Source organism: Gordonia sp. IITR100 (assembly GCF_002009645.1).
Lineage (GTDB): Bacteria > Actinomycetota > Actinomycetes > Mycobacteriales > Mycobacteriaceae > Gordonia > Gordonia hongkongensis.
The window spans coordinates 164427-186488 of sequence record NZ_MVKV01000004.1; the positions used below are offsets into that span (position 1 = coordinate 164427).

The window sequence follows — 22062 nt, forward strand, 5'->3', positions numbered from 1 at the left end:
GTGGGATCCATGACACCCCTCGTCGACGAGTCGCTGTTCGCGCAGCTCGATCCGCCGGTGCTGGCGGGTTCCGACTGCGCGGATTGCGATGTCGTCGTCTTTCCCGCCGCCACCCGCTGCCCCGGTTGCGCCGGCACCGCGGTGTCACGTGTGGCTCTGCCGCGCCGCGGCACCGTGTGGACCTGGACAGAGCAGGCGTTCGCACCGAAGCCACCGTTTCGAGTGCCCGAGTCGGGCTTCGAGCCGTTCGTGGTCGCCTATGTGGACCTGGGGTCGGTGCTGGTGGAGTCGCGGGTGCTCTCCGACGTCGCGATCGGTGATGAGGTCGAGCTGCGGCTGTCGAAACTCGACGACTGCACCACCTTCGCGTTCGAGAAGGTGACGGCATGACGCGGGCGGATGTGTACGTCGTCGGCGCGGGGATGCACGCCTTTGGTCGGCACGGGGACATCAGCGGCATGGACATGGGCGAACACGCCCTGCGAGCCGCGCTCGCCGACACCGGGCTGGGGTGGGGGTCCGTCGACGCCGCGGTCGGCGGCAGCAATGTCTCCGGCAAACCGGATTCGCTGGTCAGCCGTCTCGGCCTCACCGGGATCCCGTTCGTCACCGTCAAGAACGGTTGTGCCACCGGTGGTGTGGCGCTTGCGACCGCCTCGGACATGATCCGTTCCGGTCGCGCCGACATCGTCGCGGTCGTGGGCTTCGACAAACACGAGCGCGGTGCCTTCGGTTCCGACCCGGCGGCCTACGGTCTGGGGCCGTGGTACGCCCGGTCTGGGATGATGGTCACCACCCAGTATTTCGCGATGAAGACCCGCCGGTACTTCGCCGAACACGGTCTCGACGAATCCTTGCTGGGCGCCGTCGCCGAACGTGCCTTCGCCAACGGTGCCGCGCATCCGATGGCGTGGCGTCGAAAGCCGCTGTCCGAGGCGGAGATCCTGTCCGCGGCTCCGGTCAACAGTCCGCTCACCCAGTTCATGTTCTGTTCGCCCGGCGAGGGCGGGGTCGCCCTGATCCTCGCGTCCGGCGAGCGTGCTCGCGATCTCTGCGACCAGCCCGTGCGACTGGCCGCGGCGGAGGTGCGTACCCGACGGTTCGGATCGTTCGACGTGTTCTCGCCGTGGTTGGCTCCACGGCCGGTGCACAGTCCCAGCATCGACGCCGCGGCAGCCGCGTTCGCCGCGGCCGGCGTCGCACCTGCCGACGTCGCTGTCGCGCAGGTACAGGACACCGACAGTGGCTCGGAGGTCATCCATCTCGCCGAGACCGGCCTGTGTGGTCACGGCGAACAGGACGAGCTGATCCGTTCCGGCGGAACCGAGTTCGACGGCCGCATGCCGGTGAACACCGACGGCGGTTGCCTCGCCAACGGTGAACCGATCGGGGCCTCCGGCCTCCGGCAGGTCCACGAGGTCGTGCGTCAGCTGCAGGGCCGCGCCGAGGGCCGGCAGGTGCCGGGCGGTCCAGAAGTCGGGTTCACACACGTCTATGGCGCGCCGGGCCTCTCGGCGTGCACCGTCCTGACTGTTTGAGGAGGAAGCCGATGTCGGCTCCGGCACACACGGCCGTCGACGCGGCCGGATCGGATCTCGACGCGTTCCGCGCGGAGGTCCGCGACTGGCTCGCCACGGTGGCCGCGCCGCGCTCGGCCACTGCGCGAGGGCCCGCCGACCTGGCGGTGTTCCGCAACCTGTCCGACGAGCAGGAACGGCAGCTGCTGGATGCGGCGCGGAACTATCGACGACAGCGGTTCGACGCCGGATACGGTGCCCTCACCCTGGCGCCGGAGCACGGTGGCCGCGGGCTGCCCGCGTCGTACGCGTCCGAGGTGGCCCGCGCCGAACTCGAGTTCGAGGTCCCGCCGTCAACCGAACTGATCAGTGTCACAACCGGACTGGTCGGCCCCGCGGTCGCGATGTTCGGAACCGGGCGACAGCGCGCGGACTACGCGACGCCGTTGCTGCGCACCGACCTGCTGGCCTGCCAGCTCTTCAGCGAACCCGGCGCCGGCTCGGACCTGGCGTCGCTGTCCTGCCGCGCGGTTCGCGACGGCGACGGGTGGCGCATCGACGGGCAGAAGGTCTGGTCGTCCGGAGCCCGCTTCGCCGACCTCGGCATGCTCCTGGCGCGGACCGATCCCGACCTGCCCAAGCACAAGGGCATCACGGCCTTCCTCATCCCGCTCGACGCTCCGGGCGTGGAGATCCGGCCGATCCGCCAGATGAGCGGCGGGGCCTCGTTCAACGAGGTGTTCCTCAACGACGTGCGGGTGCCGGACACCGCTCGCCTCGGCGACATCGGCCAGGGTTGGAAGATCGCCGGTGCGACACTGGCATTCGAGCGGACGGCGTCGGGATCGGTCACCCGCAAGAAAGGCGGCTCCGTCGCCGAACTCGTCGAGCTCGCGCAGCAGGTGGGGGTCGCCGACGACCCGGTCGTCCGTCAGCAACTCGCGGACGTCTACATCCGGGCCGAACTCCGCAAGGCAACGGCTGACCGGGTGGCGCGCGCGGCGGCCGCCGGACGATCGCCCGGCCCGGCCGCATCCGTCGGCAAGCTCATGGCGTCGGACGTGCTGGTCCGAATCGGCGAGATCGCCGCCGACCTGCTCGGCAACGACATCGCGGTGGACACCGACCCGAGCCGGTTCGCGTGGACCGAGCACCTGCTGGGCAGTCCCGGCTACCGTCTCGCCGGCGGGACGGATCAAATCCAGCGCAACATCATCGGCGAACGCGTACTCGGACTCCCGCCGGAACCACGGGTCGACAAAGACTGGCCGTTCTCCGCGCGCGACCGCCGGTGAGGTGGGACCCGCTCACGAGGGTGTGAGGTAGGGCCGCGCCGCCACCCCGTGCTCCCTAATCCGAAAGAACGACATAACCATTGCCCCCTGAGGTGCGAGGAGCGCAAGCGACGAGCCACGAAGGGCCTGGTGAGACGCCCTGCGAGACCCTTCGTGACGCGCCCTCCGCAAGCTCCGGGCGCTCCTCAGGGAGCGTAAGGGGCGCGCCCTCCGCAAGCTCCGGCCGCTCCTCAGTAACCGCGCGGACTGACGGACGTCGTGGGCTTCGAAAGAACACTCCTGGGCGTCCGAACTCATGCTCCCTGAGGAGGCCGGAGCTTGCGGAGGCCGTCACGAAGGGTCCTGGTGAGATGCGTCGCGAAACCCTTCGTGGCTCGTCGCTATCGCTCCTCACACCTCAGGGAGCAGTGGGAGACCGCGTCTTTCGGATTGGGGAGCAGTGGGAGACCGCGTCTTTCGGATTGCGGAGCAGTGAGAAACCGCTTCTTTCCGATTGGGGAGCAACGGAAGACCGCTTCTTTCGGATCAGGGAGCGGAAAGGGCGCGCCCTCCGCAAGCTCCGGAGCGCTGTCTCACCAACCCAGGGTGACCGCGAGGCGCTCGCGGTGAAAGGTGCTGGTCCCCAGCAGTTGTGCGTCGGCGCGGGCCCGGCGGAAGTACAGCTGGCAGTCGTGCTCCCAGGTGAAACCGATGCCGCCGTGGAGGTGCAGGGCCTCGGCGCTGACGGTCCGATAGGCATCGCTGCACCAGGCCCGAGCGAGGGACGACGCCTCGGCGAGATCGTCGGCATCGACGGCGCGGGTCACCGCGGACCGTGACGACTCGACGAGGACGAGGAGGTCGGCCAGAGTGTGTTTGACGGCCTGGAAGCTGCCGATCGCGCGATCGAACTGCCGTCGCTCCTTGACGTAGTCGACGGTGCGATCGAGAATCCGTTGCGCGCCCCCGACCTGTTCTGTCGCGAGGACGATGCATGCGGCGTCGAGGGCGGGCAGGATGACGTCCTCCGGCGAGCCGACGGAATCGAGCCGGCGCACCGGCACCTCGGACAGCGTGACCGCGGCGTGCGCGCGGGACAGGTCGAGCGTGGGCAACGGGGTGGCCGACAACCCCGGATGGGTTGCGTCGCAGAGGAACAGCGCGGGTCCGTCCGGGGTGTGCGCGGGTACGACGAACCAGCGCGCGCGGGCGGCGCCGAGAGCCGAGGCGACCACACCGCTCACCGTTGCACCGGCAGTGCCCGACTCGATCTCGAACGGGATGGCGTCGGGGTCGTACCAGCCATGCCGGTCGAGACCGAGGAGCGCGGCGGGGGCGCCTTCGGCGATCTGCTCGAGAGCGTCGTCGGCGCCGCCCGACCGGATCAGCACCTGGGCGGCCAGCGCCGTCGACAGGAACGGGACCGGCAGCAGTCCGGCGCCCAGTTCCTCCGCGACGACGACGAGTTCGGCGAGTCCGCCCAGCCCGCCGAGGGTTTCGGGGATGCCGATCGCGGCGACGCCGATCTGTTCGGCGAGCACCGACCACGCCCGGGCATCCCATCCCGGCCCGTCGGGGTCGAGGTCGCGGCACAGCGCCGGCCCGCCCAGCGAATCGACGGCGTCCCGGACAGCCAATCGCAGGTCGTCGAGTTCGGTTGCCATGAAGGACCTTTCAGTCAGCGTTGAGCACCGCCCGCGCGGCCGCCAGGCGGGCGACCGGCACGCGGCGCGGTGAGCACGACACGTAGTGCAACCCGACCGAGTTCAAGAACTCGATCGACGACGGATCGCCACCGTGCTCGCCGCACACGCCGAGTTTGATCTCGGGTTTGGTGCTGCGGGCGAGGAGTACGGCCCGCGAGACCAGGGCACCGACACCCTCGGGATCGAGGACCGCAAAGGGACTGTCGGTCAACAGCCCGTGTTCGAGGTAATGCGTGAGCATCGTCTTCTCGACGTCATCGCGCGAGAAGCCATAGGTGAGCTGGGTCAGGTCGTTGGTGCCGAAGGACAGGAAGTCGGCGTCGTCGGCGAGTGATCCCGCCAGCAGGGCGGCGCGGGGTGTCTCGACCATGCTGCCCACCTTGTAGGGCACCGTGACCCCCGTGTCGGCGGTGACCGCCGCGGCCGCCTCGTGGACCTGGGCGATGGCTCGGCCCAGCTCTCCGGGCAGCGACACGAGCGGGATCATCACCTCGAGTTGCGGAGTCAGGCCCTCGGCGGCGACGGCGACCCAGGCCCGGAACAGAGCCTCGGCCTGTGCGGGGTAGAGCCGCTTCTGGACCATCGCGAAACGTACGCCGCGCAACCCCAGCATCGGATTCGACTCGTGGGTGTCGGCGGCGCGTCGCGCCTCCTCCTCGGTGCGATACTGCCCGTCGGCGGGCAGGAACTCGTGCAGGGGGGCGTCGAGCAGTCGCACCGTGATCGGCCGGTCACCGACGACGCGCAACAGCTCGGTGAAGTCCGCTTCCTGCGCCGCGGTCAGCGCGGCGATGGCCTCGATCTCCTCGGCCTCGGAGTCGGCGAGAACCAGGCGCTGCACGAGTGGCAGTTGGTCGCCGAGAAACTGGTGTTCGGTGCGGCACAGACCGATTCCCTCCGCCCCGAGGCGAAACGCGGTCGCCGCGTCCTCCGCGTTGTCGGCGTTGGCGCGCACGCCGAGGCGCCGGATGTCGTCGGCCCAGCCCAGCAACCGGTCCAGTTCGGCCGACGGTTCGGCGGGCCGGATCGTCACGGCGCCGCGGTACACGTGGCCGGTGCGGCCGTTGAGGGAGACGATCTCGCCCTCGGTCAGCGTCAGGTCGCCGTTGGTGACCGTGCCTGCGGCCCGGTCGATCCGGAGGGAGGTGGCGCCACAGACCGCCGGACGCCCGGCGCCGCGCGCGACGACGGCGGCGTGCGAGGCGAGTCCACCGTTGGAGGTCAGGACGGCGGTGGCCGCCAGCAAGGCGGGGACGTCTGCGGGACTGGTCTCCGACGCCACGAGGATCACGTTGCGGCCCTGGGCCGCCCACTGCAGCGCGGTGTCGGCGCTGAGGGCGATCTCTCCGGTGGCCGCACCGGGTGACGCCGGGAGTCCCTGCGCCAGCAGCTGTTCAGAGCCGGTCAGTTTGATCTGCGGATGCAACAGGTCCTGCATCAGATCCGGGTCGAGCATCGCGACGGCCTCGCGGCGGCCGATGGCGTGGTCGTTGACCAGGTCGACGGCCAGGGTGGTGACGGCTCGAGGTCCGGGGTGCTCGACGGCTCCGGCGCTGAGCAGGGCCAGCTGGCGGTCGCGCACCTCGAACTCAACGTGAGGGACCCCGCGGAGGTGTGGCTCCAGGGTCGCGAAGATCTGGTCGAGGATGGCGGTCCCACCCGGCATCGAACCCAGCGGCTCGCCGGGACCGGGGTCGGGGTCGGTGCGCCGGACACCGAGATGGAAGACGCCATGAGGTGCGTAACGGCCGGTCTCGAGATCACGGCTCGTCGCCGATCCGTACCCCGATTCGTTCCACGACCCCAGGCGGAGGGCACGGAGGTGCAGGGCGATGCCGAGATCCTCGGGGAGCGACAGCGACCGACGGGCTCGCTGACCACGCGGCGAGGCCCAGCGCGCGAGCATGGCCCGCGCGGCCAGCCCGAGCTGTTCGGCCGGATCGGCGGGATAGGCCACTCCCGTCGACTCCTCGATCAGCTCCAGGAGGGCGGGTACCCGGGCGCGGCTGTCGCGGTGGTCGTCGACGACGTCGTCGAGGTCGTCGGGATCGACGTCGAGTGCGTGTTCGGCGACGAAGCGCAGCGTCTCCGCCCACGAGTCGAAGATGTCGCGGTCTCGGCCGATGACCTCGACGAGGGCATCGACGTTGCGGGTGGACAGGCCGATCACCGAGATGGCCGGCGGCAGCGCCGACACCGGCACCGGTGCGCTGCACCGCAGATGCATGAGCATGGGCCGGCGCTCGGTGCGCACGGCCGGCCAGATCCCGCGGACGGCGAGCTTCTCGAGGAGATCGATGGCGACGCCTGCGGTCTCGCGGTTGGCGAGCTCTTCACCGGCGCCGACGGGGATGGTGAGACCGGGTACGACAGGAAGGCCGAGTCCGACGAGGTTGTCCATCTCGACGCCGTGGACGCCGAGGTCGGCCGCGCCGAGACCTCGCGCGCGACCCTGGCCGTGCGGTACCGCGATCCGGGTGAGCGTGTGGACCGCACTCTCGGAGAGGGTCATCCCGCGGCGCCCGCGACGAGCTCCTCTTCGAGGGCCTCGTCCTGCGCGCGAGTGAGACCGAGCAGCATCAGAACGTGCTGGTGGAGCCACATCCACACGGTGTGGTACCCGTCCGTCATCGGTGAGGTCAGCGAGGCGGTGTCCCCGTCGTCGAAACGCTCCAGGGCGACGCGGAGCCGGTCCCGGTGGTCGAGGAGTTCGGGCGTGGTCTTGCCCGCCCGACGCAGGAGCTTGGAGACATCGGTGTGGATGTCCTCGAGCTGGTCGCGGATCCGTGCGTCGTACTGGGCGTCGGAGTGATCGTTCGCCGAGCCGTCGGGACGGCACTGCCATGCGGTGCACAGTTCGCGCAGTCGGCGGTTGACCGGCAGGAACGCGCGGAGGAAGTCCATCAGCGCCTGCTCCTGCTCGCTGCCCTCCGGGAGGCGCACGAGGCGGCCCGCCTCGGCGATGCCGGCCGGGGTCGGCATGACCATCGGGCCCTTCGCCACGGCTTGCCCGGCATCGACGACCGCCTGCAGCTCCGCGCTGACCGGTCCGCGGTACATGCCCTTGATCACGAGTCCGACCAGCGCGTCTGCTGCGGTGGTCGGCGCCGAGATGTTGATCGCTAGGTCGTTCATGGTGCTCCTGCAGGCGAGGGTCGGGCCCCGGGTCGGGGCGGGTCTGTGCTGACCGGTGGGTGACCGGACAACCGGGTACTCCATTGCTGTGACGCTGCTCATAAACTACCCAAATAGTAGTTCATGTCAAGAAAGTTGGCCAAACTGTGAACAGAGTTAGCCCTTGAGGCACTTACTTGACACCACATACGCTTTTGCCGCTACAGTTCACCTGTGACCGCCGCCACTGAGCGGCCGACGGCTGAGAGGCGCGACATGAGCGAGGCGACGATCGCAGGCAACCCGGGGGCCGTCCCCGGAGGTGGGCCGGGAGCCGGCCGGGTCCCGGATCGGGACGAGCTCTACATCGGTGGGCGCTGGGTGGCGTCGTCGTCCGACGCCCGGATCGACGTCCGGGAGGCTGCGACCGGAGAGATCCTCGCCCGGGTGCCGGACGGGGACACCGCCGACTGCGACGCCGCGGTGGAGGCGGCATCGGTCGCCTTCGAGACCTGGTCGCAGGTGCCGGTGCCGGACCGGGTCGCCGTCCTCCGGCGCTTCGCCGACGAACTCGCCGCGCGCGAGGACGAGCTGGCAACCATCATGACGCGCGAGGTCGGCACGCCGATCAGCCGTTCGCGCGGCGTGCAGGTCGGCCTCGGGGTCGCGGTCTTCCGGACGATGGCCGATGCCCTGGAGGCATTGCCGCTCGAGGAACGTCGCGGGAACTCGCGCATCCTGCGGGTGCCGGCGGGTGTCGTCGGGGCCATCACGCCGTGGAACTACCCGCTGTATCAACTGGCGGCCAAGGTGGCGCCCGCGCTGGCGGCGGGGTGTACCGCGGTGGTCAAGCCCAGCAGCGTCGCACCGCTCGCGGCCTTCGCCGTCGCCGACATCGCCGACCTCATCGGTCTCCCGGCCGGCGTGCTCAATGTGGTGTCGGGTCCGGGCCGCGAGGTCGGACAGCGACTCGCAACCAATCCGGGGGTCGATCTGGTGAGTCTCACCGGCTCCACCTCGGCTGGGGCCACCGTTGCGGAACTCGCTGCATCAGGAATCAAGAAAGTGACCCTGGAGCTCGGCGGCAAATCGGCGTTCATCCTGGCTCCGGGTGCCGATCTCGACGCGGCCGTCGCCGCGGCCGTCCGCGGTTGCTTCGTCAACAACGGCCAGACGTGCGCGGCGACGACCCGACTGCTGGTGTCGCGGGACGACCTGTCCCGGGTGGAGCAGCGGGTGGCCGAGCTCGTGGGTGCCATGACCGTCGGCGATCCACTCGACCCGGCTGTCGACGTCGGTCCGATGGCCTCGGCCGGGCAGCGGCGTGTCGTGCTGGGTTTCCTGGAGTCCCTTCCGTGCGACGCGCGCGTGCTCGTCGGCGGTGCCGGCCCGGTGCCGGATCTCGACTCGAGGCTCGCCGGGGGCTACTTCGTCCGACCCACCGTCGTGAGCGGGGTCGACAACTCGGCGGAGATCGCCCGCGAAGAAGTGTTCGGTCCGGTCCTGGCGATGCTGACGTACTCCGACGTCGACGAGGCGGTGTCGATCGCGAACGACTCCGATTACGGGCTGTCCGGGGCGGTCTTCGCCGCCGACGACGACGCCGCGGTCGCGATCGCGCGACGGCTGCGTACGGGTCAGGTCGCGATCAACGGCGGCCGCTTCAACCCGATGGCTCCGTTCGGGGGCATGAAGAAGTCGGGCATCGGTCGTGAGCTCGGGCCCGACGGTCTCGAGGAGTACTTCGAGAAGATCTCGCTGCAGATGCCCGCGTGAGGGCTGCGCACGGAGAGGACCGACTCATGACCACCGACCACGAGGCGATCGTGTCGCTGATGGCGCGCTTCGCGCGGGGGATCGACCTGCGTGACTGGGAGCTCTATCGCTCGGTGTTCACCGACGAGATAGACATCGACTACTCGAGCTACCGGGCGGGCCATGCCGGCCGCTTCCGCGCCGACGACTGGGTACAGCGCGGCCGCATGCTCTTCCCCGGACTCGCGGCCTCGCAACACTTCCTGTCGAACTACGACATCACCGTCGACGCGGCGGCCGGCACCGGACGCGTGGTCACGTATGTCCGGGCCGAGCACGTGCTGCCGAATGCGGGAGGCGACGCGATGTTCACGATCGGCGGCTACTACACCGACGACCTGGCGCGGGTGGACGGCGAGTGGCGGATCAGCGCGAAACGGCTGACGGTGCTGTGGAATTCGGGGAATCCACAGGTACTCGCGCTCGCGCGCGAACGAGCCGCCGAACTCCTCGCAACGACGGCTTAGAACTCGCGGACGGGCCGGCGGCCGTCCCATCCGTCGGCGGCCGCGGCGACCTTCGCATACAGCGCGAGGATCGACGGCGCGGGTTCGTAGATCTCGACCAGATGGCCGTCGTCGGCTCGGGTGTCATGGAATGCGAACGCATTTCCGCTCGAGGTCGTCGCCGTCAGCAGCGCCGGATACCCGAGGGCGTCGAGGCGGGCCTGTTCGCCGGCGAACGAGGGCACGAACGTCGCGACATGATGGACCCGGCCGCGGGATGTGGTGGTGACGGCGAACGCCGCCGGCGCCGCCGAATGGACCTCGACGAGTTCGACCTGCACGCTGCCCCACTGGCCGTAGGCCGACGAATGATCGAACTCGCCGGCTTCCGCACCGGCTCCGTGTGCGTGGTCTATCACGTTGCGGCGCATAAAAAACGGTCCCGCGCCAGTCCGTTCCGAGAACCGCTCCGCGGCGACCGCGACATCGTCGACGATGTAAGCGAGTTGGGCGATCGTGCCGAGGGTGGGACGCATGTGGACTCCTCATCGGAACTGGACAGCAGGTGCGGGAGGACTACTATGGTCCATGTAACACTAGTCAGATTAAAGTAACTAGAGGAGAGGGCGGGACCATGTCGTCGACACGCCTCGTCTCACTCGCGTCGCTGTCCGCGCTCGCGGTGCCACCGCCGCGGTTCATCGAATACGCGGCGGCCGGGGGATTCGACGCGGTCGGGGTGCGGGTGTCCGACCGGCCCGGTGAACGCGGGCATCTCCTGGCCGAGGGATCGCGTCTGCTCGCCGACACCCTCCTTGCTCTCGACGATCACGGACTGGCCGTGCTCGACGTCGAGGTCGTGAAGATCCACCCGGGTTCGTCGCGATCCGACTGGGAGCCCGTCTTGTTCGCGGGAGCCGCTCTCGGCGCCCGCTATCTCATCGCCACCGTTCTCGACGACGACGCCGACCGGGCGGGAGACAATCTCGCCGCACTCGCGCAGGCGGCCGCCCAGTTCGGCCTGCGCTGCTGCCTCGAGCCCATGGTGTTCACCGCTGTCCGTGACCTGCGGGCAGGCCGGGCGCTGCTCGACGAATCGGGGGCCACCGAAGCCGGGCTGCTGCTGGACGCGCTGCACTGGTCGCGCGCGGGCGGGACCGTCGACGGACTCGGCGCCGAGGTCGAACGTGGGGGTATCCCGTACTGGCAGTTGTGCGACGCCCGCATGACCGGCCCGGCGCGCGACGACACCACCGCGATGACCGAGGCGCGCGGAAACCGACTGCCACCGGGTGCCGGTGCGCTCCCGTTGCGTCGACTGGCGGGGGCCCTGGGGCCGTCGGCGTCGGTCAGCGTCGAAGTCCCGTCGGCCCGCGGCGCCGCGGACCCGCGCCGCTGGGCGATCGAGCTGGGCACCGCCACCCGGCGCCTGCTGGCTCGCGTGCCGTCCGCGCCCGTCGGCTCCGAATCCACCGATTCCGACCGGTGTCCGACCCCTGGACACCACGATTCGAAAGTTCTGTCATGACCTCACACCCCAAGCGTCCGTTCCGCTTCGCCGCCCAGGTGTACCGATCCGAGACCGGTGCACAGTGGCGGGACACCGCTCGCATGGTCGAGGACCTCGGGTACTCGGCTCTGCACGTGTCCGACCACTACATCGGACCCGGCCCGGCGCTGGACCCGACCGCCCACCGGCCGGTCACCCTCGCGCCGATCGCCAGCATGGCCGTCGCCGCCGAGGTCACCGACGAACTGGTGATCGGGTGCCGGATGTTCTGCGCCAGTTATCACGAGCCCGTCGCTCTCGCGAAAGAGGCTGCGACACTGGCGATGTTCGCCCCCGGCCGCATCGAGGTCGGGCTCGGTGCCGGTTGGCTCGGCGCCGAATACGAAGCGATGGGCGTACCGTTCCCGCCTGCTGGTGAACGGATCGACCGGCTGGCCGCGACGATCGAGCTCTGCCAGCAGCAGTTCATCGGGAAACCGATCGACGTCGATCGCGGTGGGGTCCGCGCCACCGGGTTCGCGCCGCTCCCCGTGCCGGAGACGGCGCCGCCCATCATGATCGGCGGCGGCGCCCGACGCGTCCTCACGCTCGCCGGTGCCACCGCCGACATCGTCAGCATCAACTTCAACAACCGGTCGGGAAAACTCGGCTCCGACAGCGTGGCGACGTCCACGGTGGCCGAAACCCACAAGAAGCTCGACTGGGTCCGCGCCGGCGCCGGCGACCGCATGGACGACATCGAGCTCGAGACCGGCGCGTACTTCGTCGCGATCGACGGAGCCACCGACGTCACCGAGGAATCGCTCTGCGAACGAACCGGTTTCACGCCGGCCGAGCTGCGGTCGTTCCCGCACGCACTCGTCGGATCCGTCGACGACATCTGCGAGCAACTCGAGCAACGGCGCGAGGAGTTCGGGTTCTCCTACTTCACCATCGGCGACCGAGCGCTGGAACAGTTCGCCCCGGTCGTCGCCCGCATGACAGGGAACTGAGGAAGCGATGAGCACGACGACTGCGCCCCGCTATGTTCGGGTGGCCGAGCCGGGAGTGATCGAGACGAACAACGATGCCGACACGACGCCCGGGCCCGGCGAGGTGATCATCGACATCGGGTACTGCGGCATCTGTGCGACAGACACGCACGGCTACCAGTCCGCCGGCTTGCCGCCCGCGGTGTTCGGGCACGAGTGGATGGGCACCGTCTCCGAGATCGGCGACGGGGTCTCGCATGTGTCGGTCGGGCAGCGTGTCGTCGCGGGTGTCGGACCGGCGTGCGGCGTGTGCGCCCAGTGCCGGGCCGGGCACGCCGATCACTGTGATCTGGCGTTCGCCGAGGCCAACGGCATCTCTCCCGGTGCGGCTGCCCACGGGGGTTTCGCGGACCGGCTGCGTGTCTCCGCGCGCCGCGCGATTCCGGTCCCCGACGCCCTGTCGGACATCGAGGCGGCGCTGTTGGAGCCCGCCACCGTCACCTACCACGCGGTGCGTCGAGCACGAATCCCGTTGGGGGCCAACGCAGTGATCCAGGGGGCCGGTCCGATCGGCCTGCTCACCGCGCAGCACGCCCGGGCCGCGGGCGCCGGCCGCATCCTCGTGTCCGAGCCGTCCCAGGCCCGTCGCGACGCTGCGACAGCGCTCGGCTTCACCGATGTCGTCGACCCGTCCGAGCTGCCCCGGCGCCTCGAGGAAGTGAGCTCTGGGCTCGGCGCCGACGTCGTGTTCGAGTGCTCAGGAGTGGCCTCGTTGTTCCAGCCCAGCGCCGAACTCGTCCGGCGCGGTGGGACATTGGCGCTGCTCGGATACCCCGGCACCGATTCGTCGGTGAGCTACGGGGACTGGCAGAGCCGCGAGCTGACGGTCATCGGGTCCCTGGCGTACACGCACTCCGACTTCCTCGGTGCGATGACGCTCGTCGCCGAGGGGCGTATCGATGTCGCGTCGTTGCACACCGGGACGATCGGCCTCGGCGAGCTGGAATCGATGTTCGCCGAACTCGATTCGGGCCGTAGCTCACACACCAAGGTGCTCGTCGACCCACGACGGTGATCCCTGTCCAACCCCTGCTCCCTGATCCGAAAGAACGACCCGCCCCCTGAGGTGCGAGCGAAGCGAGCCCACCCCTGCTCCCTGAGGTGCGAGCGAAGCGAGTCCACCCCTGCTCCCTGAGGTGCGAGCGAAGCGAGTCCACCCCTGCTCCCTGAGGTGCGAGCGAAGCGAGCCACGAAGGGCTTCGCAACCTCGGTCGCCGGACCCTTCGTGGCTCGTCGCTATCGCTCCTCGCACCTCAGGGAGCAATGGTTATGTCGTTCTTTCGGATTAGGAGCGGAGGTCGGTCGCTATCGCTCCTCGCACCTCAGGGAGCAGGATGGTTGGTGCCTCTGCGAACAAGACGGTTCACCGAACAGCGCTGTGCGCCAACGTGGCCGGGGGTATGGTCTGTCCGCTGCCGCAGGTGGCACCGCCGTCGACCGGGATGGTCGCGCCGGTGACGAACGAGGCCAGCGGCGAGGCGAGGAACGCGATCACCTCGGCGACCTCGTCGGCCGTGCCCCAGCGTTGCAGGGGAACCATCCGACGCAGGGACTCGTAGCGTTCGGGGGTGTTGACGGCGATGCGCCGGGTCATCCCGGTCTCGATGGGCCCCGGGCACACGGAGTTGACCCGGATGCCGTCGACGGCGAGGTCGAGGGCCAGTGACCGGGCGAGGTTGACCGCGCCGGCCTTCGCCGCGGCGTACGGCCAGCGGTTGGGTTCGCCGCCCAGCGCCGTCGCCGACGCCGTCACCACCACCGAACCGCCCCCCGATCGCCGGAACGCGGGGATCGCCTCGCGCACACCGAGAACCACCGACCGGAGGTTGACGTCGAGGGATCGGTCGAAGACGTCGAGGTCCAGGGTCTCGATGGACCCGGAAGCGGGCACCCCGGCATTGAGGATCAACGCGTCGAGCCGACCGAAGCGCTGTACCGCCGTCTCGACCGCGCGCCGGTTGTCCTCGGTCGACGTCACGTCCCCCACGAGCGGGACGACCCGCTGACGGTCCGCGAGCTCGTCCAGAACCGCAGGCGAGTTGTCGACCGCGACAACCGAACTCCCACGCTCGACCAAGAGCTCGGTCACCGCCCGGCCGATGCCCGAGCCGGCACCGGTCACGATGGCGACGGTGCCGGACACGGACTCGGTCACTCGGAGTCCATCTCGATGATCGCCCGGCCGACGATCTCGCCGCGGGCGAGGGCCTGGTAGGCCTCGTCGACCTCGTCGAGGCGGTAGCGGCGGGTGATCACACGTTCCGGCTCCACGATTCCGCCGGCGACCATGCGCAGCAGCGCCGGCATGTCACGTCGTGCCTTCGCGCCATAGGAACCGCGGATCTGCAGGCTGCGGCGCACGAGACGGGCCAGGTCGAGCTCACCGGGCGTGCCGGCCGGCGCGATCCCGACGACCACGGCGCGGCCACCGTCGTCGAGGATGTCCAGCGCGGTCGCGAAGGTGCTCGGGTGCCCGAGGGCCTCGAAGGCGACGTCGACGCCGTGGCCGTCGGTCAGTGCCCGTACCTCGGCGACGACGTCGGTGTCGCGCGAGTTCACGGTGTGGGTCGCACCGAGCTCGGCCACCGCCTTGAGCTTGTCGTCGTTGACGTCGATCGCGATGATCTGGGCGACTCCGGCCGCCGCCGCGAACTGGACGATCGACGATCCCACGCCGCCGGCCGCCACGACGGCGATGCGGTCGGCCAGCCGCAGCTCGGCGTTGGTCACGGCACCGAGCGCGGTGAACGAACTGCAGCCGAGGATGGAGACCTCGCCCAGTCCGACCCCGTCGGGGACGACGAACGCGTCCGAGGCAGGGACGACACAGTATTCGGCGAGTCCGCCCATCGAGTACATCGCCAGCGGGGTGCCGTCGGCGCGGGCCAGCCGGGTCTCACCGTCGTAGAGCGTGCCCTTGAGGCGGTTGTGGGCGAAGAACTTCTCGCACAGGTCGTCCAGTCCGCGCGCGCAGTGGCGACACTCGCCGCACGGCATGATGAAGCTGCACACGACCCGATCGCCCACCGCGAGGGTGTCGACGCCGTCGCCGAGTTCCTCGACCACGCCGGAGACCTCGTGGCCGAGGACCGCGGGAGCGGGGAAGTTCACCTCGGACTTCAGTACGTGCAGGTCGGTATGACAGACCCCGCACGCGGTGACCTTGAGCAGGATCTCGCCACGACGGGGCGTCGGCCGCGGGATCTCCTCGACGGCGAGTGTCGGTGTACTGCCCTCCCAGACAGCAGCTTTCATGATGCGTTCTCCTTCTGGGGCCGGGCGGCGCCCGACGAGTCGGGCACCGCGGAGCTGTCGTCGCGCACGAGCTGGATCAGCGGCGCCAGCCGCTCGGGCATGGTGGCCCAGTCCTCCGGCGACCGGATGTCGTCGGAGAAATTGCATTCGATGATGAAGTGTTCCGCACCGACCGCCTTCGCGGTGGCGATATCGGCGGCCACACCGTCGATGCCCTGTCCGCCGGATCCCACCGGGTCGGTGGGGCGCTGGAGGTAGGACCGCAGGAACAGCCGGACCGGCGCCCGTCCGGCGGGACGCTGCGCGGCCATCCCGTCGAGCTGGGCTTGTAGGGCCTCGGCTGTGCCGCTGCTGGGATTCCAGATGTCGAACAGTGCCGCGGTGCGGGCGAGACCGCGTTCCGACCGCAGCCCGGACAGTAGCGGCGGATGTGGTGTCTGGACCGGTTTCGGCCGCACGGTGGAGGTCGGGATGGTGAAGAACTCCCCTTCGAACTCGACGGGATCCGGTCCCCAGCACGCCTGGACGGCGCGGACGAGTTCGTCCATCCGGCGCCCGCGCGTCCGGGGGTCGACGTCCATGAGTCGATGTTCTTCGTCGGACCAGCCGACGCCCAGCCCGGCGACGAGACGTCCGCCGGAGAGCACGTCGAGAGTGGCCAGACGCTGAGCGAGCTCTACCGGGCGGTGGTACCCGGCAACCAGGATGCTGCTCCCGATCAGCGCCCGTCGGGTGCACGACGCGACGAATGCCATGAGCTCGGTGGCGCCGAGCACCGAACGGTAGGCGGGATGCACCGCCGTGGTGTGCCGGCCGCCGTAGACCGACGCGTTCTGCTCGGAGTAGAAGAGGTGTTCCTGCGCCCACAGTCCGGTGAAGCCGTGTTCCTCGGCGGCGACCGCGAAGTCGCGGACCGCCGCGGCATCGACGTGCTCGCCGAGCTGAGGAAGGGCGAGCCCGATCGTCGTGCCGCGGGCCCCGTCAGTCGTTGCCATCAGAGAATCGTCACCGACCCGGTGTTGCCGTCGACCTCGATCATCGCGCCGTCCGGGATGCGGGCCGTCGCGTCCTGAACCGAAACGGCGCACGGTATGCCGAGCTCACGACACACGATGGACGAGTGGGTGATCGTTGCGCCGACATTGACGACGACACCGCCCGCGAAGACGAACAACGGCGTCCAGGCGGGGTCGGTCTGCGGCGCGACGAGGATGTCGCCTTCCTCCAGCTGTTCGGCCTCATACGGGTCGTGCAGGATTCGCGCGCGTCCCCGGGCGACACCCGGGGCACCGCCGACACCGGAGAGGACGTCACCGGGCACCGCGGGGTCCACCCGCTGCCCAGTGCGCCGGGGCCACTGCGAGAGGGGGAGCGGTTCGAACAGGAAGAACGGCGGTTGCAGATCGAACAGGGCGAGATACTGCTCGCGTCGCTCCTTGATGGTGTCCGCGAACGACTCCGGTTCGGCGACGAAGCGATCGAGCTCGTCGTCGACGAGCATCGTGATGTCGTGATGGTCGTCCATGACCCCGCGCCCGACCATCCGGTGTCCGAGTTCGTAGAGGGCGGCCCGCATCTCACCCATGATCTTCACGCACGCGGTCTTCGTGCGCTCCCGCCACGGCATGAACTTGGTGATCGACTTCGCCGCGTTGCGGAACGCGGTGGCCGACTCCGCGTCGGGCATCTTGGCGGCGAGTTCCTCGGTGAGGGCGAGTCGCTTGTCCTGATTGCGGCGCAGGATCGCTTCGGGATCGGCCTCCGGCGGGCTGTTGCGCATCCCGTTGATGGCCATCAGTGCCAGCACGGGTTTGGTCTCCCAGCTGTCCGATCGGATGTCCCATTCGTTCGGTGCGCGCGAGCCGTAGCGGTAGAGGAAGTCGTCGAACTCCTCCCGGAACCTCGCGGCGTCGGCGGAGTCACTCGCGGTGATCGCGTCGAGGGCGGAGGCGAGCCCGTCGTCGAATATCCCGGTCAGTTCGGACGAACCGGCGACGAGGCGCCCGAGCTTCCACATCGCATACGACGGGGCGGCCGAGTCCACGCCGCCCAGTCCGCTGAGCAGATCGCCGAGTTTGTCTGCCTCGCCGATGGTTTCGAGGAGTTGACCGGCCACGGCCGGACCCATCGTCGACAGCGTCGTGGTGACCGGGTGATAGGCGTAGCAGTAGATGAGGTCGGGGAGCAGCGAACGAGCGTGCTCGACGAGTTCGGCATCGCTCATCGCGGCGAGATCGGGACGCTGGTCGCGTGCCCGGTCGGCGCGGCGCTTGGCCTCCTCGGCTTCGGGGAACTCATCGGTCGTGAGAGCCCAGGCGGTCTTCTCGGCGAGACCGGCCGTCAGTTCGGCGTTCTCGTCGCCCGGCTTGGGTACGTACTCGGGGATGTCGGGATGGTCGCCCACCCACAGGCTGTTCCACACCGGCACGGTCAGCCCCGGGAGCCGGGCGCCGTTGAGCTCGGTCATCGAGAAGTTCGTGTAGTGGTAGCCGCCGAAGTTGCCGATGATCTCGGGCATCACCTCGTCGATCTCCTCGGCAAGGTGAGTGCCGAGGTTGTCGACGTAGCCCTGGCGCCAGCCGATGTTGAGGCCCTTGTTCCAGACCATCGTGACGTTCAGCGGACTCGACGGGTCGGGCAGCACTTCGCCGGCGTTGGCGCGTGTGTACACCGGGTATCGGCTGCTGAACTCCCAGTCGGTGATCCAGCGATCGATGTCGACCGCCCCCGCGGACTGCTCGTCACTCATGTGTTCCTCCTCATCGAGGTGACAGGCTGTATGTCAAGTCACACTATAGAAACCTGCGACAGATGGAAACATGTACATAGATATTTCTCAGCAGTTTGAGGGTAAAGACTCCGCCAGTCGCGGCGCTAATTAACTTTACTTAGAGTAGAGTAACCTGACGTTTAGGCCCAGGGATGTGGGTCACATCCTTCCCGCGCCGCCCGCTTCTCGCGTGGCTACTTCCGGCGCATCCGGTGACGAAAGGAAACCCATGTTCGAGAAGGTGCTGGTCGCGAACAGAGGCGAGATCGCGGTACGGGCTTTTCGTGCCGCGGTCGAGCTCGGCGCGAGCACGGTGGCCGTGTACCCCCACGAGGACCGCAACTCCGTTCATCGGGCCAAGGCGTTCGAAGCCTACGAGATCGGCGAACGCGGGCATCCGGTCCGCGCGTACCTCTCGGTCGACGAGATGGTCCGCGTCGCGGCGACGTCCGGAGCCGATGCGGTGTACCCCGGGTACGGCTTCCTCTCCGAGAACGCCGAGTTGGCCCGTGCGTGTGCGACCCGGCAGATCACCTTCATCGGCCCGTCCGCCGAGGTGCTCGAACTCGCCGGCGACAAGTCCCGGGCCGTGGCGGCCGCCGCCGAGGCCGGTCTCCCGGTGCTGACCTCGTCGACCCCGTCGAGTGATGTGGACGAGCTCGTGGCCGCGGCTGATGCGGTCGGTTTGCCCTTGTTCGTCAAGGCGGTCGCCGGTGGTGGCGGGCGCGGCATGCGTCGCGTCGATGAGCCGTCGCGGCTTCGCGGGGCGATCGAGGCGGCCTCGCGCGAGGCCACGACGGCCTTCGGTGACGGCACGGTCTTCCTGGAGCGGGCGGTGGTCGACGCCCGGCACATCGAGGTGCAGATCCTCGGGGACGCCACCGGCGAGGTCATCCATCTCTACGAACGCGACTGTTCGCTCCAGCGCCGCCACCAGAAGGTCGTCGAGGTGGCCCCCGCACCCGCGCTCGACCCGGCTGTCCGTGATCGGATCTGTTCGGATGCAGTGGCTTTCGCCAGGCACATCGGGTACACCTGCGCCGGGACCGTAGAGTTCCTGCTCGGTTCCGACGGTCGGCACGTGTTCATCGAGATGAACCCGCGCATTCAGGTGGAACACACGATCACCGAGGAGATCACCGACGTCGACCTCGTCGCCACCCAGATGCAGATCGCATCCGGTGCGACGCTGCGGGAGCTGGGACTGACCCAGGATTCGATCGAGATCCGCGGCGCGGCAGTGCAATGCCGCATCACGACCGAGGACGTGACCGACGGCTTCCGGCCCGACACCGGGCGGATCACCGCCTACCGCACGCCCGGTGGCTCGGGTGTCCGTCTGGACGGGAGCGTCGGCCTGGGGTCCGAGATCGGCTCCCACTTCGACTCGATGCTCGTGAAACTGACCTGTCGCGGCCGGGACCTGGAGACCGCGCGGGCGCGCGCACGTCGTGCGATCGCCGAGTTCCGGGTCCGGGGCGTCGCCACCAACATCCCGTTCCTGCAGGCGGTTCTCGCCGACGACGACTTCGGCGCGTGGCGGGTCACCACCTCGTTCATCGAATCCCGACCGGACCTGCTCGAGCAGCACGCCTCCGCCGACCGCGGTACCCGGATCCTGCGGTATCTCGCCGACGTCACCGTGAACCGACCGCACGGCGAGCGACCGTCCGCGGTGTACCCGGTCGACAAACTACCGACGATCGACCTCACGTCCCCACCGCCGCCGGGGTCCCGCGATCGACTCCGGGAGCTGGGGCCGGACGGTTTCGCCGCCGAGCTCCGCGCGTCGACGGCACTCGCGCTGACCGACACCACCTTCCGCGACGCGCATCAGTCGCTGCTGGCCACCCGCGTGCGCAGCCGGGACCTGGCGACCGTCGCACCGCACGTCGCGCGGATGACCCCACAGCTGTGGTCGGTCGAGGCGTGGGGCGGGGCGACCTACGACGTCGCGCTGCGATTCCTCAAGGAGGATCCCTGGGAACGTCTGGCGGCCCTGCGTGCGGCGATGCCCAACGTCTGCCTGCAGATGCTGTTGCGCGGCAAGAACACCGTCGGGTACACGCCGTACCCGGTGGAGGTGAACGACGCATTCGTCCGCGAGGCGGCGGCCACGGGCGTCGACGTGTTCCGGATCTTCGACGCGCTGAACAACATCGACGCGATGCGGCCGGCCATCGACGCGGTGCGGGAGACGGGGACCGCGGTGGCGGAGGTGGCCATGTCCTACACCGGCGACCTCTCCGATCCCGGCGAGACCCTGTACACCCTGGACTACTACCTGAAGCTGGCCGAACGGATCGTCGACGCGGGCGCACACGTCCTGGCGATCAAGGACATGGCAGGCCTGTTGCGCCCGGCCGCGGCGTCGACCCTGGTGCGCGCCTTGCGGTCGCGGTTCGACCTGCCCGTCCATCTGCACAGCCACGACACCGCCGGCGGGCAGCTGGCCACCTACCTCGCCGCCTGGGAGGCCGGGGTGGACGCGGTGGACGGGGCGAGCGCACCGCTGGCCGGCACGACGAGTCAGCCACCGTTGTCGGCGATCGTCGCCGCGACGGCGAACACCGACCGCGACACCGGGATCGACCTCGCGGCCTGCTGCGCTCTCGAGCCATATTGGGAGGCGGTCCGGGCAGCGTACTCGCCGTTCGACACGGGCTTGCCGGCACCCACCGGCCGGGTCTATGCCCACGAGATCCCCGGCGGCCAGCTGTCCAACCTGCGGCAGCAGGCCCTGGCATTGGGGCTGGCGGACCGGTTCGAGGACATCGAGGCGGCCTACGCGGGCGCCGACACCGTGCTCGGGCGACTGATCAAGGTGACACCGTCGTCGAAGGTCGTCGGCGATCTCGCGCTGGCACTCGTCGGCGCCGGCGCGAGCGCCGCCGAGTTCGCGGACGATCCGACGGCCTACGACATCCCGGACTCGGTGGTGGATTTCCTGCGGGGCGATCTGGGCGAGCCCGCGGGCGGGTGGCCGGAGCCGCTCCGCACGCGCGCCCTCGAGGGCCGCACCGACCCTCGCCCGGTGACCGCCCTGACCGAGAGCGACCTCGCGGCGCTCGCCGGTACGTCGGCGGAGCGTCGTGATGCGCTCAACCGGTTGCTGTTCCCCGGACCGAATCGTGAGTACCGCGAGCACCGCGAGACCTACGGTGACACGTCTCGGCTGTCCACCAACCAGTTCTTCTACGGCCTGCGCCAGGACGAGGAACATCGCGTGGAGCTGGAGAAGGGCGTCGAACTACTCATCGGGCTCGAGGCGATCTCCGACCCGGACGAGTCCGGGATGCGCAACGTGCTCTGCATCCTCAACGGGCAACTGCGGCCGGTTCGGGTGCGCGACCGCTCGGTCGAGTCGACGACACGCACCGCGGAGAAGGCCGACCCCGCCCTCCCGGGGCAACTCGCCGCACCCTTCGCCGGTGTGGTGACGCTGTCGGTGAAGGAGGGCGACGAACTCCGCCGGGGTGAACCGATCGGCACGATCGAGGCGATGAAGATGGAGGCCTCGATCTCCGCGCCGGTCACCGGGATCGTGCAGCGTGTCGCGGTGTCGGGATCGACCGAGGTCGACGGCGGGGATCTTCTGCTGACCATCGCGACGGACTGACGCGG

17 protein-coding genes are annotated in these 22062 nt (G+C 69.5%); 9 read left to right on the top strand and 8 right to left on the bottom strand.

Features of this window, described 5'->3' with window-relative positions; translation table 11 throughout:
• Positions 1-9 precede the first annotated feature (9 nt).
• From B1818_RS09315 to B1818_RS09325, 3 genes are read left to right on the top strand one after another with little or no spacing between them, the layout of a single operon-like run.
• Positions 10-390, top strand: coding sequence for a Zn-ribbon domain-containing OB-fold protein (locus B1818_RS09315; protein ID WP_078112624.1), 381 nt, complete (start codon positions 10-12; stop codon positions 388-390).
• Entirely contained in the window at positions 387-1538 is a 1152-nt protein-coding gene (locus tag B1818_RS09320; RefSeq protein ID WP_078112544.1) for a thiolase family protein, read from the top strand. Before B1818_RS09315 ends, B1818_RS09320 begins: the two co-directional genes overlap by 4 nt.
• A gap of 11 nt (positions 1539-1549) precedes the next feature.
• Positions 1550-2812 (top strand): acyl-CoA dehydrogenase family protein, encoded by a 1263-nt coding sequence (locus B1818_RS09325; protein ID WP_078112545.1) that lies wholly within the window; start codon positions 1550-1552, stop codon positions 2810-2812.
• Between the two features lie 572 nt (positions 2813-3384).
• On the opposite strand, the gene B1818_RS09330 is transcribed toward B1818_RS09325, so the two are convergent.
• Genes B1818_RS09330 through B1818_RS09340 form a run of 3 tightly spaced genes read right to left on the bottom strand, consistent with a single transcriptional unit; the run spans position 3385 to position 7632 of the window.
• The gene (locus tag B1818_RS09330) at positions 3385-4455 is read right to left on the bottom strand and encodes an acyl-CoA dehydrogenase family protein (RefSeq protein ID WP_078112546.1); all 1071 of its coding nucleotides are present in this window, start codon (positions 4453-4455) and stop codon (positions 3385-3387) included.
• 10 nt (positions 4456-4465) lie between these two features.
• Entirely contained in the window at positions 4466-7009 is a 2544-nt protein-coding gene (locus B1818_RS09335; protein WP_078112547.1) for a putative PEP-binding protein, read from the bottom strand.
• Positions 7006-7632, bottom strand: a complete 627-nt coding sequence (locus B1818_RS09340; protein WP_078112548.1) for a hypothetical protein — start codon at positions 7630-7632, stop codon at positions 7006-7008. The genes B1818_RS09335 and B1818_RS09340 overlap by 4 nt, the downstream gene beginning before the upstream one ends.
• Before the next feature lie 213 nt (positions 7633-7845).
• Between B1818_RS09340 and B1818_RS09345 the strand changes: the two genes are divergently transcribed.
• On the top strand, positions 7846-9387 hold the full coding sequence (locus B1818_RS09345) for an aldehyde dehydrogenase family protein (RefSeq protein ID WP_368275486.1): 1542 nt from the start codon (positions 7846-7848) through the stop codon (positions 9385-9387).
• A gap of 26 nt (positions 9388-9413) precedes the next feature.
• Positions 9414-9893 (top strand): nuclear transport factor 2 family protein, encoded by a 480-nt coding sequence (locus tag B1818_RS09350; protein WP_078112550.1) that lies wholly within the window; start codon positions 9414-9416, stop codon positions 9891-9893.
• On the opposite strand, the gene B1818_RS09355 is transcribed toward B1818_RS09350, so the two are convergent.
• Positions 9890-10408: a VOC family protein gene (locus B1818_RS09355; RefSeq protein WP_078112551.1), complete on the bottom strand. Its 519-nt coding sequence runs from the start codon at positions 10406-10408 to the stop codon at positions 9890-9892. The two genes, B1818_RS09350 and B1818_RS09355, sit on opposite strands and share 4 nt — an antisense overlap.
• Before the next feature lie 98 nt (positions 10409-10506).
• Here B1818_RS09355 and B1818_RS09360 point away from each other — a divergent pair, with 98 nt between their 5' ends.
• Genes B1818_RS09360 through B1818_RS09370 form a run of 3 tightly spaced genes read left to right on the top strand, consistent with a single transcriptional unit; the run spans position 10507 to position 13428 of the window.
• Entirely contained in the window at positions 10507-11400 is an 894-nt protein-coding gene (locus B1818_RS09360; protein ID WP_078112552.1) for a sugar phosphate isomerase/epimerase, read from the top strand.
• Positions 11397-12374, top strand: coding sequence for a TIGR03621 family F420-dependent LLM class oxidoreductase (locus B1818_RS09365; protein WP_078112553.1), 978 nt, complete (start codon positions 11397-11399; stop codon positions 12372-12374). The genes B1818_RS09360 and B1818_RS09365 overlap by 4 nt, the downstream gene beginning before the upstream one ends.
• A gap of 7 nt (positions 12375-12381) precedes the next feature.
• Positions 12382-13428, top strand: coding sequence for a zinc-binding dehydrogenase (locus tag B1818_RS09370; protein ID WP_078112554.1), 1047 nt, complete (start codon positions 12382-12384; stop codon positions 13426-13428).
• A gap of 348 nt (positions 13429-13776) precedes the next feature.
• Here B1818_RS09370 and B1818_RS09375 read toward each other — a convergent pair whose 3' ends face one another.
• From B1818_RS09375 to B1818_RS09390, 4 genes are read right to left on the bottom strand one after another with little or no spacing between them, the layout of a single operon-like run.
• Complete coding sequence (locus tag B1818_RS09375; RefSeq protein WP_254859622.1) at positions 13777-14568, bottom strand: SDR family NAD(P)-dependent oxidoreductase; 792 nt, start codon at positions 14566-14568, stop codon at positions 13777-13779.
• A complete protein-coding gene (locus B1818_RS09380; RefSeq protein WP_058252831.1) occupies positions 14565-15668 on the bottom strand; it encodes a zinc-binding dehydrogenase in 1104 nt (367 codons plus the stop codon). Before B1818_RS09380 ends, B1818_RS09375 begins: the two co-directional genes overlap by 4 nt.
• Positions 15665-16663, bottom strand: a complete 999-nt coding sequence (locus B1818_RS09385) for a TIGR03619 family F420-dependent LLM class oxidoreductase (protein ID WP_078112555.1) — start codon at positions 16661-16663, stop codon at positions 15665-15667. The genes B1818_RS09380 and B1818_RS09385 overlap by 4 nt, the downstream gene beginning before the upstream one ends.
• The gene (locus B1818_RS09390) at positions 16663-18417 is read right to left on the bottom strand and encodes a PEP-utilizing enzyme (protein ID WP_078112556.1); all 1755 of its coding nucleotides are present in this window, start codon (positions 18415-18417) and stop codon (positions 16663-16665) included. The genes B1818_RS09385 and B1818_RS09390 overlap by 1 nt, the downstream gene beginning before the upstream one ends.
• Positions 18418-18667: 250 nt before the next feature.
• Between B1818_RS09390 and B1818_RS09395 the strand changes: the two genes are divergently transcribed.
• The gene (locus B1818_RS09395) at positions 18668-22057 is read left to right on the top strand and encodes a pyruvate carboxylase (RefSeq protein ID WP_078112557.1); all 3390 of its coding nucleotides are present in this window, start codon (positions 18668-18670) and stop codon (positions 22055-22057) included.
• Positions 22058-22062: the final 5 nt, after the last annotated feature.